We start from the raw sequence: 15149 nt of genomic DNA on the forward strand, positions 1-15149 counted from the left end.
GCCTCAGCGCCCGAGATAATGGACGCGCCGGCCGAAGACCAGCGCCACGAGGGAGATGAGGCCGCCCACGAACAACAGCAGCACGTTCGCCAGCGTCGAGGCGTATCCGATGTCCTGATACTGGAAGCCGTTCTGGTAGATGTAGAAGGTCAGCACGTTGGTGGCGTCCGCCGGTCCGCCCTGCGTCATCACGTAGACGTAGTCGAAGATCTGGTAGGAGTGCAGAAGCCCTATGATGATGACGAAATAGAGCGTCGGCGAAATGAGCGGGATGGTGATGTGCACCAGGCGGTGCCAGGCGGAGACGCCGTCCAGCCGCGCCGCTTCGTAGAGGTCATCGGGGACCATCTGCAGCGCCGCGAGCAGGATGAGCATGAAGTAGCCGGAATATTTCCAGATGCTCATGATGATGATCGCGATCATGGCGGTGTTGCTGTTGTAGAGCCACTCCAGTTTAGGAAGACCCAGCAAGGCAAGAACATCGTTGATGGGCCCGTAGCCTGGGGCATAGAGAAACACCCAGACCATGCCGGCAGCCACCGAAGGGATCATCACCGGATAGAAGAATGCCGAGCGGTAGAAGGTCATACCGCGCAGCTTGCTGTCGAGGGCGACCGCCAGCAGGAGAGCGCAGGCGATGGCGCTGGGAATGGTCACCAGCGTGTAGAAGGCCGTGTTGCCGAGCGACTTCCAGAACAGGCCGTCCGTCCACAGGCGCTGGTAGTTCTCAAGTCCGAGGAAGAAGATCTTGTCGGACCCGAGCATGACGTCATGGAAGCTGAACCATATGGACCGGACGATGGGCCAATAGGTGAAGGCACAGAGGAAGATCAGCGAGGGCAGAAGCAGCAGATAGGCGAGCCCGGCCTCCGAAACGCGGGCTCGCAGTGCGTGACCTGTGACCATGCCGATCCTCATGCGGGGCTGAACGGGCAGGAGTTGGCGCCCACCGGGGGGCGCGTTGGTCGTGTCAGGAGCGCCGGCGCAACAGGCGCTGGATCTCGCGGTTGGAATTGTCCGCCGCCTCCTTCAATGCCGCATCCGGCTTGATGGAGCCGGCGAGCGTGCGGTCGAGAGCGCTTTTGAGATATTCGCGGACTTTGTGATAGCCCGGCACCTGGAGAAATGCACCGGCATAGGCGGCCTGCTCCAACGCCACCTTGGCCTGCGGCACCTGCTCCAGATACGCCTTCATTTCAGGCGTTTCCCAAGACGACTTGCGCACGGCGAGATAGCCGGTGTCGCGACCCCACTGCGACTGCACTTCGGTGGAGGTCATCCACTTGGCAAACGTCCAGGAGGCCTCGATCTGGGCGTCGGTCTGCTTCTTGGCGATCATGATGGGTCCGCCGCCCTGGCAGGCCCCGAAGGTCTTGTTCTTCGGCATGAAGGCCACGTCCACCTCGAAAGGCGCGGACTTGCGCAGGTTGGTCAGCGAACCCGTGGAATGATAGAGCATCGCGGTACGGCCGGCCATGAAGTCGTTCGCCGAGCCTTCCCAGGTGGAGGCCGGGGGCATCACGCCCGCCTGAACCATCTTCACCCAGAATTCGAGCGCGTCGACGGCCTCCGGCTTGTCGAACAGCACCTTGTCCTTGGTCCACGGCACCAGGGCGTTCTGGCGGCAGTAGCATTCGAAAATCCAGTCGTGCCAGCCGCCCCCGATGGTCAGGCCCCAGCGCTTCAGTTCGTTATTCTCCCGAACGGTGAGGGCCTTGGCGACATCCAGGAGCTCGGTCCAGGTGACCGGCGCCTTCTCGATGCCGGCCGCCTTGAAGGCCGCCTTGTTGATGTAGAGCACCGGCGTCGACGGCTGGAACGGCAGACCGTAGAGCTTTCCGTCGGACACGCAGGTTTCGAGGAAGCCGGGCAGGAAGTCCTGATAGATGTCGGCCGCCTTGGCCTTGCCCGTCACGTCCGCGAGGGCATCGAGACCGAGGAACGTCTGCAGCGCCGAGTTGATGGGCAGCCAGGTGGCGGGCGGGTCGCCGACGCCCAGAGCCGTGATCACCTTCTGCTCGGTGTTGTCGTAGCTGCCGGCGTAGATCGCCTCTACTTCGATGTTCTCATGGGCAGCGTTGAACTTGGAGATCATTCCCGTCACGATCCGGTTGATGTCACCCGACACCCCCACCGGATACATGAACTGCAGCTTCACCTTGTCCGCAGCGGACGCGGCACGGCCGCCGAGGCCGGTCACCGTGGCAGCCGCCGCGCCGAGAAGAAGGCCGCGCCGGGAAATGTGGGGAAATGTTGAAATAACCGACATCTCTTTCCTCTCAGGGCGATGGGGGCATCGAGGAGGCGAACATCTCCGGCTGCCGAACGGCAGCTGGTAAGCCTTGTGACAGAACTCCCGAGGGAGGCGCCGCTGCGTCGCATTGGACCTGGGCGCGGCGCATTTTTGGATCGGGACCGTGACAGTGATGCGACTGTAACTTTAGGGAATGTTGGAAATCGAGACCATAAATTGGGCAAGATGCACAAATAACCACATTTTCCCTCATCGTCATCGACCGACAGAGGCGGGATGGCTAGACTCCGACCGTCTGTTCATGTGGCCAGAGCCCCGCTCTCGCGCGGCGCGTGTTGGAGTAAAAAATGCTGATCGCGCAGCTCACCGACTTCCACGTCACGGTCGCCGGCGAGAGGGTCGGAGGCAAGATCGACACGCGCGCGGCCTTCAGCGCCCTCATGGCCCGTGTCGCCGCCCTCCGGCCTCGACCCGACCTCCTGCTCGTCAGCGGGGACCTCACGGAGACGGGCACGGAAGAGGAATACGCCTTCGTGCGGGCGGGGTTGCGCGGGCTGGGTATCCCCTTCCTCGCCGTTCCGGGCAATCACGATCTGCGCGCGCCGATGCGCCGCGGTCTGGCCGGGCATGTCGGGACGGAGCAGGACCACCTGGGCCTCGCGGTCGGATTTCCGGGAATGCGTGTCATCGGCCTGGACACGCTGGTCGAAGGGCACGGCCACGGGGCGATCGGACCGGCGCAACTGACATGGCTGAAGGGCGTGCTGGGCGGCGTCGATGGGGAGCCTGCGCTCATCTTCACGCATCACCCGCCGTTCCAGACCGGCATTGCCGCCATGGATGCCATCGGGGTTCAGGAAGGCGCAGGCGAGCTGCGGACGCTGCTGGAAGGGCGCAGCGACATCCTTGCAATCCTGAGCGGCCATGTGCATCGGGCGATCGGCGGCATCTTTGCAGGGCACCGGGCCTTCATCGCCCCCGCCGCCGCACATCAGTTCGAATTCGATCCCGTGGGGTCAGGCTTCCGCATCGTTCAGGAGCCCGCGCAGATCGCGCTCCACACGATGGTGAATGGCGCGCTCATGTCCTATCTCGTGCCCGGCCCCTGAACAGGGGGGCTCTGGCCTTTGAGAAGAGACCTTTTGTCCGCTGGTGTGTTGCCACGCCCAATTGCCTTGCTGTTGGAAGACGAGCTTCCAAAATGGCCAGGTGCGGGGGCGGATCCCAGGCTGGCGGGTCCCCCAAGCTGCTTGACACCGGGTCTTACGAGTTGATTGCCGCGCCACTCCTGCGGGCAGGATGATCGCGAACCACCCCGGCCCGGTCCTGCCACAGGGCAAGTGCGCGCTCACCGCGCAGATCCAGAACCCGGTATGGGAGCCGGGCTAATCCCGCTTGTGCCCACCATGGACCATCACGAGCTAACGCCCGTGCTGGGGCACAAATTGCTGCAGGGAAGGATTTTCGTTATATTTCAGTTTGTTATGAAATTTAACTGGTGGAGCCGAGGGGAATCGAACCCCTGACCTCTGCAGTGCGATTGCAGCGCTCTCCCATCTGAGCTACGGCCCCGAACCTTGGGAGGCGCCATTTATGATTTGGGGGCCCATGCTGTCAAGCGGGGATGATCCGCGAGAGGACGGGATTCACGGGCTATCCACCGTTCCGCGTCATGCGTTCCGCGAGCCTCCTGCGCGCCCGCCTCTCAGCACCACGTAGATCGCGGGAATCACCAATACGGTCAATGCCGTGGATGAGGCGAGGCCGAACAGGAGGGAGATGGCGAGGCCCTGGAAGATGGGGTCCGTCAGGATCACCGCCGCGCCGATCATCGCCGCCAGAGCGGTGAGGAGGATGGGCTTGAACCTGATGGCGCCCGCCTCCAGCAGCACCTCCTCCAGCGGCCGGCCGGGGGCGCGGGCGTGGCGGATGAAGTCCACCAGGAGGATGGAATTGCGCACGATGATGCCGGCGAGGGCGATGAAGCCGATCATGGATGTGGCCGAGAAGGGCGCGCCGAACAGCCAGTGTCCGGTCATTATCCCGATGAATGTCAAGGGGATAGGCGTGAGGATAACGAGCGGCAGCTTGAACGAGCCGAACTGCGCCACCACCAGGATGTAGATGCCGAGGATGGCGACGATGAAGGCGCCGCCCATGTCGCGGAAGGTGACCCACGTCACCTCCCACTCGCCGTCCCACAGAAGTGTCGGTTTCGCCTCGTCGGAGGGTTGTCCATGGAGGGCGATCTCCGGCTTCGGCAGATCGCCGAAATTCATATCCGCCAAGGCTTTGGACACCGCCAGCATGCCGTAGACAGGCGCTTCATAAGCCCCCGCGAGGTCGGCCGTGACCATCTCGGCGGGGCGGCCGTTGTGGCGGAAGATGGGGTAGGAGGCGGGTTCCCGGACGACGCTCACGACGTCGCCCAGTTCCACCACGCCACGGCCGCCGGGAAGGGTGTTGGCGGGGACGGGCGTCGCCAGGGTTCGCTCGTCTATGACGTTGTTTCCCTTTGACATTTCGAGGCGGATCGGGATCGGCGCCCGGCCGTTGCCGCGGTGGGAATAGCCCAGGGTGCCGCCGGCGAAGATGGTGCGGATGGCGTCGTACACATCCCCTTGTTCCACCTTGTAGAATTCGAGATTGTCCTGATCGATGGCGAGGCGGACGCGCTCTCCCGGGGTGCCGAAGCTGTCGTCCACGTCCACGATAAAGGGAACGTTTTCAAAAGCTTGACGCACCTTTCGGGCGACCGCGCGGCGGGTCTCGGGGTTCGGGCCATAGATCTCGGCGAGGAGGGTCGAGAGCACCGGCGGACCGGGCGGCGGCTCCACCACCTTGAGCGAGGAGCCCGAAGGAAGTTCGATTGATTTCAATCGGTTGCGGACATCGAGCGCGATCTCGTGGCTGCTGCGGGAGCGCTCCCCTTTCGCCTTCAGGTTGATCTGGATGTCCCCTTGCCTCGGAGCGGACCTGAGGCCGTAGTGGCGGACCAATCCGTTGAAGTTGAACGGCGCTGCGGTGCCGGCATGGGTCTCGAACGAGACGGATTCGGGCAGGTTCGAGAGCGCATTCACCAGGGTGTTCAGGGTGGAATCGGTGCGTTCGACGGAGGTGTCAGCCGGCATGTCGAGAATCACGGCGAGTTCGGTCTTGTTGTCGAACGGAAGCAGCTTCACCGTCACCGCGTGGGTGTAGAAGAGACTCAGGGAAGCGAGGGTCGCCACGCCCACGGTGGCGAGGAAGGCCCCCGCCCGGGCGCGGGAGGAGAGGATGGGCTTCGCCACCCGCACATAGAAGCGCCCCAGCCGGCCCCCATCGGCGGCCTCCCCGTGGCCGGGATCGCCGCTCGCCCGCCCGGCGATCTTCAGCATCAGCCAGGGGGTGAGGATGACGGCGACGAAGAAGGAGAAGACCATCGCCGCCGAGGCGTTGGCGGGGATGGGGCTCATGTAGGGGCCCATCATGCCCGAGACGAACAGCATGGGCAGGAGGGCAGCCACCACGGTCAGGGTGGCGACGATGGTGGGATTGCCCACCTCCGCCACCGCGTCGATGGCCCCTTGCGCCCGCGAACGCCCATCCTTCATGGCCCAGTGGCGGGCGATGTTCTCGATGACGACGATGGCGTCGTCCACCAGGATGCCGATGGAGAAGATGAGCGCGAACAGGCTGACGCGGTTCAGCGTGTAGTCCATCAGGCGGGCGGCAAACAGGGTGAGGAGGATGGTGGTGGGGATGACCACCGCCACCACCAGCGCCTCGCGCCAGCCGATGGCGAAGCCCACCAGCACGACGATGGAGACGGTGGCGAGGCCGAGATGCAGCAGCAGCTCGTTGGCCTTTTCGTTGGCGCTCTCGCCGTAATTGCGGGTGACCTTCACCTCCACGTCGGCGGGGAGGGCGGAGCCATGCGCGGCCTCGATCTGGCGGAGCACCGCCTCGGCGATGACCACCGCATTGGTGCCGGGGCGCTTGGCGATGGCGAGCGACACAGCCGGCCGCCGGGTGAGGCCGTCCGGCCCCTTCTCGATATGGGTGACGTAGTGTTCCGCCGGCTGGGTGGCGAGGCTCACGTCCGCCACGTCGCGCACATAGACGGGGCGGCCGTCCCGCGATGTGAGGAGGATGGCGCCGATCTCGGAGGGAGTCTGCAGCGTCTGGCCGGCGACGAGGGTGCGCTGGCCATTGGCCTCGCGCACGGTGCCGGTGTTGAAGGTGCGGTTGGCGCCCTCCAGCTTGCCCTGCAACTGGGCGAGGGTGATGCCGTAGAGGGACAGGCGCTCGGGATCGGGCGCGACGCGGATTTCCTCCGGCTGCTCGCCGACGATGTAGGTGAGGCCGATGTCGGGCAGCTTCGCGATGTCGGCCTGAAGCTCCCGCGCCACGCGGGTCAGGTCGTTGGCGGTCCAGCGCGAGGCCGCGTCGGGCTTGGGCACGAGGGTGAGCACGAGGATGGCCACGTCGTCGATGGAGCGGCCGACGATGAGCGGCTCGGTGATGCCCACGGGGATGCGGTCGAGATTGGCCCGCACCTTCTCATGGACGCGCAGGATGGCGGCGTCCGGACTGGTGCCGGTGAGGAAGCGGGCGGTGACGAGAACGCCGTCGTCCTCGGTGTTGGAATAGACGTGTTCCACCCCGTCGATGGCCTTGACGATGGTCTCCAGCGGCTCGGTCACGAGCTTCACCGCGTCTTCCGCCTTCAGCCCCTGGGCCGAGACGCGGATGTCCACCATGGGCACGGAAATCTGCGGCTCCTCCTCGCGCGGCAGGGTGACCAGCGCGATGAGGCCGAAGGCGAAGGCCGCGATGAGCAGCAGCGGGGTCAAGGGCGAGGCGATGAAGGCGCGGGTGAGCACGCCGGCGATGCCGAGGGGGCGGTTGTCGTGAGAGGTCTCGCCCATGGTCAGCGCCCCGCCGTGGCGATCACGTCGCCGTCCTTGAGGCCGGTGAGGATTTCCACCCGCTCGCCGTCATCGCCGGGAAAGCGCGCGCCGAGGATGACGGGCACGTCGAGCGGCCCTCGCGCCGTCACCAGCGTCACATAGTCGATGCCGTGGGCGGTGCGCACGGCGCCGGCCGGGACGGCGAGCACCGCCCGCTTGCCGATCTCCACCCACACGAGGGTGCGCTCGTTGACGAAGTAGGTGCCGAGGCCATCCACCTCCACATCGGCCATCACGCGGCCGCCGGAGATTTCCGGATAGACCTTCACGATGCGGCCGGGCCGGGCGGTGGCGGGCGTCCCGGCCTTGTCCTGCGAGATGCCGCGCTCGCCGATGCGCACCGTGCCGCCCTCGCGGATGGAGGTGGCGTGCCGCTCGGGCAAGGACAGCCGGAGATAATAGGGGCCGGAGGCGACGCGGGCGATCTCGTCGCCCGCCAGCACCACGCTGCCGGGCGTGACCGGAACGGTGAGGACGCGGCCATCGGCGGGGGCGATGACCGCGCCCTCGCGCGCGCGCTGCAGGATCACGGCGCGGTCCGCTTCGGCGGCCGTCACCTGGTTGGTGGCGACATCGAACTGGGTCTTCGAGGTATCGAGCCGGGCCTGGCTGGCGACGCCGCGGGCGAGGAGCTGCTGGGCGCGGTCCAGCTCGGTCCTCGCGTTTTCGAGCTGGGATTTCAGCTCCTTGATCTTCGCGTCGGCGGCGTTGAGGGTGAGGGCGTTCTTGTCGTCCACCACCAGGGCGATCTCGTCGCCCTCCTTCACGCTGTCGCCCTCGGAGACGGAGACGGCGCGCACCGTGCCGCCGATGCGGGCACGGGCGGGCACCACGGTGCGGCTCTTCACCTCGCCGAACACGCCCTTCAGCTCCGGCACCTCCACGCTGCGCACGGTGAAGTCGGCGGCTCGGGCGGTCTGGGTGGCTCCGGCGACGGGCAAAAGGGCGGCCATCGCCGCCGCAAGGGCCGCGGCGGGCGGGATGAAGCGCAGGGACATGGTGGCTCTCTCTGCCCGGCCTCGCGCCGGGCGGGGGTCTGAACTAACGGATCAGGTGAAGGCGACGCCGGGCTTCACGCCCAGCTTCTTGAGCAGCATGGCCGCCGGGCAGAAGCCGGTGACGGACGCCTGCATCAGGTTCGCGCCCACGAAGGCGGTCAGCCAGAAGAAGTAAGGGGAGACGGTGAGGCCGAGGCCGAGCGACGCCAGCACCATGAAACCCGCAAACATCATGACGATGCGATCGACAGACATTATCCTGCTCCGGTGGGCGCCTCTCCGGGCGCCCCGTTCGTGCGGGCCTCCCCGCGTTGGCATTGCATCTAACATTCAATTATCATAAATTCAAGACTATGAATGTTATTGATATGATCCCGGCCTCCGAGCGCGCGGCCGAACTGATGCGCAGCCTCTCGCACCCCCAGCGCCTGCTGGTTCTGTGCGCGCTGGTGGATGGCGAGAAATCGGTGGCGCAGCTGCGCGATGAGCTTGCGATCGAGCAGGTGCCCATGTCGCAGCAGCTCATGCGCCTGCGATCGGACGGGCTGGTGGAGGCGCGCCGCGAGGGCACCAGCGTGTTCTATCGCATCGCGCGGGAGGAGGTGCTGGCGGTGATCGCCGCGCTTCACAAGGCCTTCTGTCCGGGGCGGGTGGAGTGCTGAGGGCGGTGCCGTCGGCGCGGTGCCGTCGGCGCAGTGTCATGGCCCGGCGCCGGCTCCTGGATCAGCGCTTCGCGGTCGGCGTGGCTTGGCCGGGGCAGGGCACGTCTCGGGCCACCCAGGCACCGACGCCGCAGACCCGGGGGAAACGGGTCTACGGTCGTAGCGCATGGCTGTCGGCCCTCCGTTTTATTGCACGCTCTGGAAGAAAAAGCCGGGGATGGCCGCTGTTCGAGGCCGCCGCGCGCGCCGATGGGACGGTGAAACTAAACGCGCGCGGGGCCACGGCCACCCCCGGTGAAGCCCCGGGAGGGGGCAAGTCTGGCGCGTTTTCGAGCGAAGGGGAGACCGGTTCGCCTGAAGAAAACGCGTCGCAACGAAAGCCGGATCAGAAGAAGCCGAGCTTCTTGGGCGAATAGCTGACCAGCAAATTCTTGGTCTGCTGGTAGTGATCGAGCATCATCTTGTGGGTCTCGCGGCCGATGCCGGACTGCTTGTAGCCGCCGAAGGCCGCATGGGCCGGGTAGGCGTGGTAGCAGTTGGTCCACACGCGGCCCGCCTCGATCGAGCGACCGACGCGATAGGCGCGCGAGCCGTCGCGGGTCCACACGCCGGCACCGAGGCCGAAGAGGGTGTCGTTGGCGATGTGGAGCGCCTCTTCCTCGTCCTTGAAGGTGGTGACGGAGACCACCGGGCCGAAGATCTCTTCCTGGAAGATGCGCATGTTGTTCTTGCCGAGGAAGACGGTGGGCTTCACGTAGAAGCCGTCCGCCAGCTCGCCGGTGAGCATGTTGCGCTCGCCGCCGGCCAGAACCTGCGCGCCTTCCGCGCGACCGATGTCGATGTAGGACAGGATCTTGTGCATTTGCTCGGAGGAGGCCTGCGCGCCGATCATGGTCGAAGGATCGAGCGGCGAGCCCTGCTTGATGGCGGCGACGCGGGCGAGCGCCTTCTCCATGAACTTGTCGAACATGCTCTCCTGCACCAGCGCGCGGCTCGGGCAGGTGCAGACTTCGCCCTGGTTGAGGGCGAACATGACGAAGCCTTCCACCGCCTTGTCGAGGAAGTCGTCGTCCTCGGCCGCCACGTCGGAGAAGAAGATGTTCGGCGACTTGCCGCCCAGTTCCAGCGTCACCGGAATGAGGTTCTGCGCGGCATAGCCCATGATGAGCCGGCCGGTGCCGGTCTCGCCGGTGAAGGCGATCTTGGCGATGCGCGGCGAGGAGGCCAGCGGCTTGCCGGCCTCCAGGCCGAAGCCGTTGACGATGTTGAGCACGCCGGGGGGCAGGAGGTCGGCGATGAGTTCGGCGAGGACGAGGATGGAGGCGGGGGTCTGCTCTGCGGGCTTGAGCACCACGCAATTGCCGGCGGCAAGCGCCGGGGCAAGCTTCCACGCGGCCATCAGGATGGGGAAGTTCCAGGGGATGATCTGGCCCACCACGCCGAGGGGCTCATGGTAGTGATAGGCGATGGTGTCGTGATCGATCTCGCCCAGCGTGCCTTCCTGGGCACGGACGCAGGCGGCGAAATAGCGGAAATGGTCGATGGCGAGCGGAATGTCCGCCAGGGTGGTCTCGCGGATCGGCTTGCCGTTGTCCCAGGTCTCGGCGCGGGCGAGGAGGTCGAGGTTGGCCTCCAGGCGGTCGGCGATCTTCAGCAGCACCAGCGCGCGGTCGGCGGCGGAGGCGCGGCCCCAGCCCTTCTTGGCGGCATGGGCGGCGTCGAGGGCGCGCTCGATGTCATGCTCGTCGGAGCGCGGCACCTCGCAGATCACCTTGCCGGTGATGGGGGAGGTGTTCTCGAAATAGCGGCCGTTGACCGGCTCGACGAAGGTGCCGCCGATGAAGTTGCCGTAGCGCGGCTTGAAGGGCGAGGTGTGGGCGCTCGAAAGAAAGGCGGGGCTGTTCATTTTTTCCTCCCGTTGGTGGTGCCGGAGGATTTGCAGCGGCCGTGCCAGTTCTCGAATGTGCGCCGCACGCCTTTATTTGCGGCGCGGGAAGATGCTGCCGTGTCTTGATTTTATCAGCGACCGGCGGACCTACGCAGAAGCCCGACTTTACGCGCGACGAAGTGTCGTGCGAGACTGTCGCGCATAAGAACAAGGTGTCGCGACACCTGTCGCAAAGTGCGACAGTCGGCATCGAAGAACAGGTTCAGGGACGCGAAACAAGCCGAGGGACGAATGCCTGCGCCCTTTCCGCCGCTCTCGCCGGTGCCGCCGCCGGACGAGCTGATCACCGCCCGCCGCCGGTTCTTTTCCGGCGCGCCCGGGGCGGAGCAGGCGCTCGCGCTCCCCATCATCCGCTCCTGGACCCGCTGCGCCGAGCGCGGCCTGCCCGTGGGCGGCCGGCTGAAGGCCGAGCCGCTGACGCAGGGGGAACTCTCCGTCCGCCGCGAGCGCTACGAGGCGCTGCGCCGCCGCTGCCGGCCGGAGCTGGAGGCGCTGCACCTCAGCGCCAGCGCCGCGGGCGGCATCGTCATCCTCACCGATCCCACCGGCCTCGTGCTCGACACGGTGGGCAGCGCCGATTTCGCCGACCGCGCCGCGCAGGTGGCGCTGCGCCCGGGCGTGAGCTGGAGCGAGGCGGACAGCGGCACCAACGCCATCGGCACGGCGCTCATCGAGCGGCGCGGCATCGAGGTGCGCGGCGCCGAGCATTATGCCGAGCCGCACGGCATCCTCACCTGCGCCGCCGCGCCCATCCACGATCCGTTCGGCGAGCTTGTCGGCCTGCTCGACCTCTCCGGCCCCTCCGCCGTGCCGCACCTCCATGCGCTGGCGCTGGTGGAGCTGGCGGTGGGGCAGGTGGAGCATCGCCTGTTCGAGGGCGCCTTCCCCGGCCGCGACGTGGTGCGCTTCCACGCCGACCCCTCCTTCCTCGGTACCGCGCGCGAGGGCGTGCTGGTGTTCGAGGACCATCGCCTCGTGGCCGCCAACCGCCCGGCCCTCGCGCTGCTCGGCCTCGGCTGGGACGCCTTGGGCGCGCGGCGCTTCTCCGAACTGTTCGAGGGCAGCCTCGGCCGCCCGGGCGATGCCCGCCGCGCCCGCACGCCCAACGGTGCCGTGATGCTGCGGCTGGAGCGGCAGGCGCCGGCCCCCGTGCGAGCCGCACCTGTGCCCGCCCCCGCCGCTGCGGCGGTCAACCCCGGCCCGCGCTTCGATGCCGAGACCGAGCAGGCGCTCGGCCGGGCCATCCGGCTGATGACGGCCGGCGTGCCGGTGCTGATCCAGGGCGAAACCGGCTCCGGCAAGGAGGTGTTCGCCCGCCAGATCCACGCCCGTGGCCCCCGTGCCGACCGCACCTTCGCGGCGGTGAACTGCGCGGCGCTGCCGGAAGGCCTCATCGAATCCGAACTCTTCGGCTACGAGGACGGCGCCTTCACCGGCGCCCGCCGCGCCGGCTTCAAGGGCCTGTTCCGCGAGGCGGACGGCGGCGTTCTGTTCCTCGACGAGATCGGCGACATGCCGCTCGGCCTCCAGAGCCGCCTGTTGCGCGTGCTGCAGGAGCGGGAGGTGACGCCGCTCGGCGGCGGCAAGGCGGTGAAGGTGGATTTCGCCCTCGTCTGCGCCTCCCACCGCGATCTCAAGATGCTGGTGGAGCAGGGCAGCTTCCGCGCCGACCTCTATTTCCGCATCGCCCAATACACCGTCACTTTGCCGCCTTTGCGCAGCCTCGCGGACCGGGAAGCGCTGGTGGAGCGGCTGTGGCGCGAGATGTCCGGCCCCGGCCCGGATGCCCCGCTTCTCTCGCCGGAGTGCCGCGAGGCGCTGGCGCGCCATACCTGGCCCGGCAATTTCCGCCAGCTCACTGGCGTGCTCAAGGTGCTGCTCGCCCTCGCCGAGCCGGGCGAGACGGTGGGGCTCGAGGCGCTGCCCGCCGACGTGCGCACCAGCGAACTGCGCGGCGCCACGCTGCCGATGGGCAACGCGGGTTCAGACGCCTTTGCCGCCCCTGCCGCGCCCAATGCGGCGGCGGATACAGCCGCCCTCACCGGCGATCTCGGCAGCGTCACCCGCGCGGCGATGGATGCCGCCCTGAAGGAATGCGACGGCAACATCTCCCGCGCCGCCCGCCGCCTGGGCATCCACCGCTCCACCCTCCACCGCCACCTCGCCGCGCGCGGGCATTGAGGGGTGGGGGACAACCGCACCGTTATCCCCGGCTTCGCGTTGTCATCGCCTTTTCTTCACCGTCATCCCCCGGCTCGTCCGGGGGATCCACCCCTCCGCTTGTCCGGTCTTCGTCGAGGGCACCCCTCTCGCTGAACCGTGGATCGCCCGCACAAGGCGGGCGATGACGGGGGAGAGGGTGGTTCGGCCGCCCGAGGGCAGGCGGGGCGGTGGCGCGTTGCCTGCATTCCGGCGCCGCCCTTACACCCCCGCCAGATGGTGCAGCACGATGCCCGAGGTGGTGGCGACGTTGAGGCTGTCGAAGCCGGCGGCCATGGGAATGGCCACCGTGCGCACCCGCGCCATCACGTCCGGCGGAAGGCCCGGCCCCTCGGTGCCGAACAAAGCGGCGACGCGCGGCGGGCGGGCGAGGCGGGAGAGCGTTTCCCGTCCGGAAGGCGAGAGCGCCACCGCCTCGAAGCCCCGCGCGCCGAGAAGCGCGATGAGCGCGCCCGCATCCGGCACCCGTGCGAAGGGGACCACGAGGCTCGCGCCCACCGAAACGCGGATGGCCTTGCGATAGAGCGGATCGCAGGACGCCTCATCCAAGATCACCGCATCGGCGCCGAAGGCGGCGGCGTTGCGGAAGATGCCGCCCATATTGTCGTGATTGGTGAGGCCGAGGGCCGCCACCACCAGCGCGCGCGGCCCGAGGCCATCGAGCAGCGCGCCCACCTCCGGAAGCGGCCGCGCCGCCCCCAGCGCGAGAATGCCGCGATGGATGGGAAAGCCGACGATGGCGTCCATCACCCCCTGCGGCGCCACATAGACGGGCAATTCCTCCGGCAGCCCGGCAACCAGATCGGCGAGGCGCTCCGCCTGCCCCTCTGACAGCAGCACGGAGGTGAGCCGATGGCCGCCGCGCGTGCCCAGTCGGCCGGCCAGCAGCCGCAGAACCACCTCGCCCTCGGCCATGAAGCCGCCCTGCCGCCCGACGAGATCGCGCTCGCGCACCGCGCGGAAGCCGGCGATGCGCGGATCGTCGGCCTCGGACACGGGAACGATCATAGGGGCCGGCGCTTCACCGGCACGGGCGCGCAGGTGCTGGCGCGCACCACCAGCTCGGGCGTCATCACCGCCCGCTCCACCGGACGGCCGGGATCGGCGATGCGCTTCAGGGCCAGCGTCGCGGCCGCCCGGCCATATTCGGGAATGAAGGTGTGGACCGTGGTGAGCGGCGGGTGCCAGACCCGCGCCTCCTCGATGTCGTCATAGCCGACGAGGGAGAAGTCGCGCCCCGCCATGAGCCCGGCAGCCTGCAATTCCATCAGTGCGCCGAAGGCGGAGAGGTCGTTGAAGCAGACGGCGGCGGTGGGCGGCTCGTCCAGCGCGAGCAGGCGGGCCATGGCCTTGCGGCCTTCCGCGCGCAGGCCCGGCCCCTCCATCACCAGCGCGGGATCGAGGGGCAGGCCGGCGGCGGCGAGGCCCGCCTTGTAGCCGGCGAAGCGCTTGCGGCCGGTGGAGATGGCGCCGAAGCCGCCGATCATGCCGATGCGCCGGTGGCCCAGTTCCACGAGATGCGCGACGCCCAGCGCCACGCCCGTCACGTCGTCCGAGCCGGCGAAATCGAAGCCGGAGCCCTCGATCTCACGGGTCACTTGCACCACGGCGATGCCGGTGGAGGCGAGCGCCTTGAGATCCTCCACCCGCGAATGGGCGGCGGGCGAGACGAGGAAGGCGTCGGGGCGATATTCCGCCAGCGTGCCGAGGGTGCGCGTCTGGCGCGTCACATCCTCCTGGCTGACGCCGAGCAGCACGGTCTTGCCGGCCTCGGAAAGCGCATCCTCCACCGCCGCCAGAAGCTCGGTGAAGGAGGGGTTCACGATGTCATGCAGGCCGAGGGCGACGATGTTGGTGCGGGCCGTGCGCAGCGCCGCGGCGCCGCGATTGGCCACATAGCCGCGCGCCCGCGCCGCCTCCTGCACCTTCAGGCGCGTCGCCTCGGCGACCATGGGGCTGTCGCGCAGGGCCAGCGAGATGGTGGCCGTGGACAGCCCCAGCTCGCGCGCGAGGCCCTGAAGCGTCACCTTGCCGATGGGCGCACCGGCGGGAGATGCACCGGTGTGAGCGGCACCCGGCGGAGGAGGAATCGTCTCGTCCATGGGCCATCCCTAT

General features: G+C 67.8%; 11 protein-coding genes and 1 tRNA gene. 3 read left to right on the forward strand and 9 right to left on the reverse strand.

Translation table 11 applies throughout. The features are described 5' to 3' along the window. Positions 1 to 3 precede the first annotated feature (3 nt). The gene (locus V5F63_RS02220; protein WP_209487504.1) at positions 4 to 906 is read right to left on the reverse strand and encodes a carbohydrate ABC transporter permease; all 903 of its coding nucleotides are present in this window, start codon (positions 904 to 906) and stop codon (positions 4 to 6) included. A gap of 64 nt (positions 907 to 970) precedes the next feature. Next, positions 971 to 2269, reverse strand: a complete 1299-nt coding sequence (locus tag V5F63_RS02225) for an ABC transporter substrate-binding protein (RefSeq protein ID WP_394101452.1) — start codon at positions 2267 to 2269, stop codon at positions 971 to 973. Positions 2270 to 2601: 332 nt separating this feature from the next. On the opposite strand from V5F63_RS02225, the gene V5F63_RS02230 reads away from it, so the two are divergent. Next, on the forward strand, positions 2602 to 3363 hold the full coding sequence (locus V5F63_RS02230) for a metallophosphoesterase (protein WP_394101453.1): 762 nt from the start codon (positions 2602 to 2604) through the stop codon (positions 3361 to 3363). A 387-nt stretch (positions 3364 to 3750) separates the two neighbouring features. Here the strand turns inward: V5F63_RS02230 and V5F63_RS02235 are convergent. The 4 genes from V5F63_RS02235 to V5F63_RS02250 form a co-directional block, all read right to left on the reverse strand. Beyond that, positions 3751 to 3826 (reverse strand) — tRNA-Ala (locus V5F63_RS02235). Positions 3827 to 3924: 98 nt separating this feature from the next. After that, the gene (locus V5F63_RS02240; protein ID WP_394101454.1) at positions 3925 to 7164 is read right to left on the reverse strand and encodes an efflux RND transporter permease subunit; all 3240 of its coding nucleotides are present in this window, start codon (positions 7162 to 7164) and stop codon (positions 3925 to 3927) included. Between the two features lie 2 nt (positions 7165 to 7166). Continuing rightward, on the reverse strand, positions 7167 to 8204 hold the full coding sequence (locus V5F63_RS02245) for an efflux RND transporter periplasmic adaptor subunit (protein WP_394030791.1): 1038 nt from the start codon (positions 8202 to 8204) through the stop codon (positions 7167 to 7169). A 51-nt stretch (positions 8205 to 8255) separates the two neighbouring features. Further along, positions 8256 to 8459, reverse strand: coding sequence for a YgaP family membrane protein (locus V5F63_RS02250; RefSeq protein ID WP_209487509.1), 204 nt, complete (start codon positions 8457 to 8459; stop codon positions 8256 to 8258). A 113-nt stretch (positions 8460 to 8572) separates the two neighbouring features. Between V5F63_RS02250 and V5F63_RS02255 the strand changes: the two genes are divergently transcribed. Then, positions 8573 to 8866 carry an ArsR/SmtB family transcription factor gene (locus tag V5F63_RS02255; protein ID WP_348634304.1) on the forward strand — a complete coding sequence of 98 codons (294 nt, stop codon included), beginning with the start codon at positions 8573 to 8575 and terminating at the stop codon, positions 8864 to 8866. A 385-nt stretch (positions 8867 to 9251) separates the two neighbouring features. On the opposite strand, the gene adh is transcribed toward V5F63_RS02255, so the two are convergent. Further along, positions 9252 to 10772 (reverse strand): aldehyde dehydrogenase, encoded by a 1521-nt coding sequence (adh, locus tag V5F63_RS02260; protein ID WP_209487511.1) that lies wholly within the window; start codon positions 10770 to 10772, stop codon positions 9252 to 9254. Between the two features lie 273 nt (positions 10773 to 11045). Between adh and V5F63_RS02265 the strand changes: the two genes are divergently transcribed. Beyond that, positions 11046 to 12995, forward strand: a complete 1950-nt coding sequence (locus V5F63_RS02265) for a sigma-54-dependent Fis family transcriptional regulator (RefSeq protein WP_394101455.1) — start codon at positions 11046 to 11048, stop codon at positions 12993 to 12995. A 240-nt stretch (positions 12996 to 13235) separates the two neighbouring features. Here V5F63_RS02265 and V5F63_RS02270 read toward each other — a convergent pair whose 3' ends face one another. Together V5F63_RS02270 and V5F63_RS02275 are read right to left on the reverse strand one after the other, a co-directional pair. Next, entirely contained in the window at positions 13236 to 14042 is an 807-nt protein-coding gene (locus V5F63_RS02270) for a TrmH family RNA methyltransferase (RefSeq protein ID WP_394101456.1), read from the reverse strand. Continuing rightward, complete coding sequence (locus V5F63_RS02275) at positions 14039 to 15136, reverse strand: LacI family DNA-binding transcriptional regulator (RefSeq protein WP_394101457.1); 1098 nt, start codon at positions 15134 to 15136, stop codon at positions 14039 to 14041. The genes V5F63_RS02270 and V5F63_RS02275 overlap by 4 nt, the downstream gene beginning before the upstream one ends. Positions 15137 to 15149: the final 13 nt, after the last annotated feature.

The sequence above is a fragment of the Xanthobacter wiegelii genome (assembly GCF_043193855.2).
Taxonomy (GTDB): Bacteria; Pseudomonadota; Alphaproteobacteria; order Rhizobiales; family Xanthobacteraceae; genus Xanthobacter; species Xanthobacter flavus_A.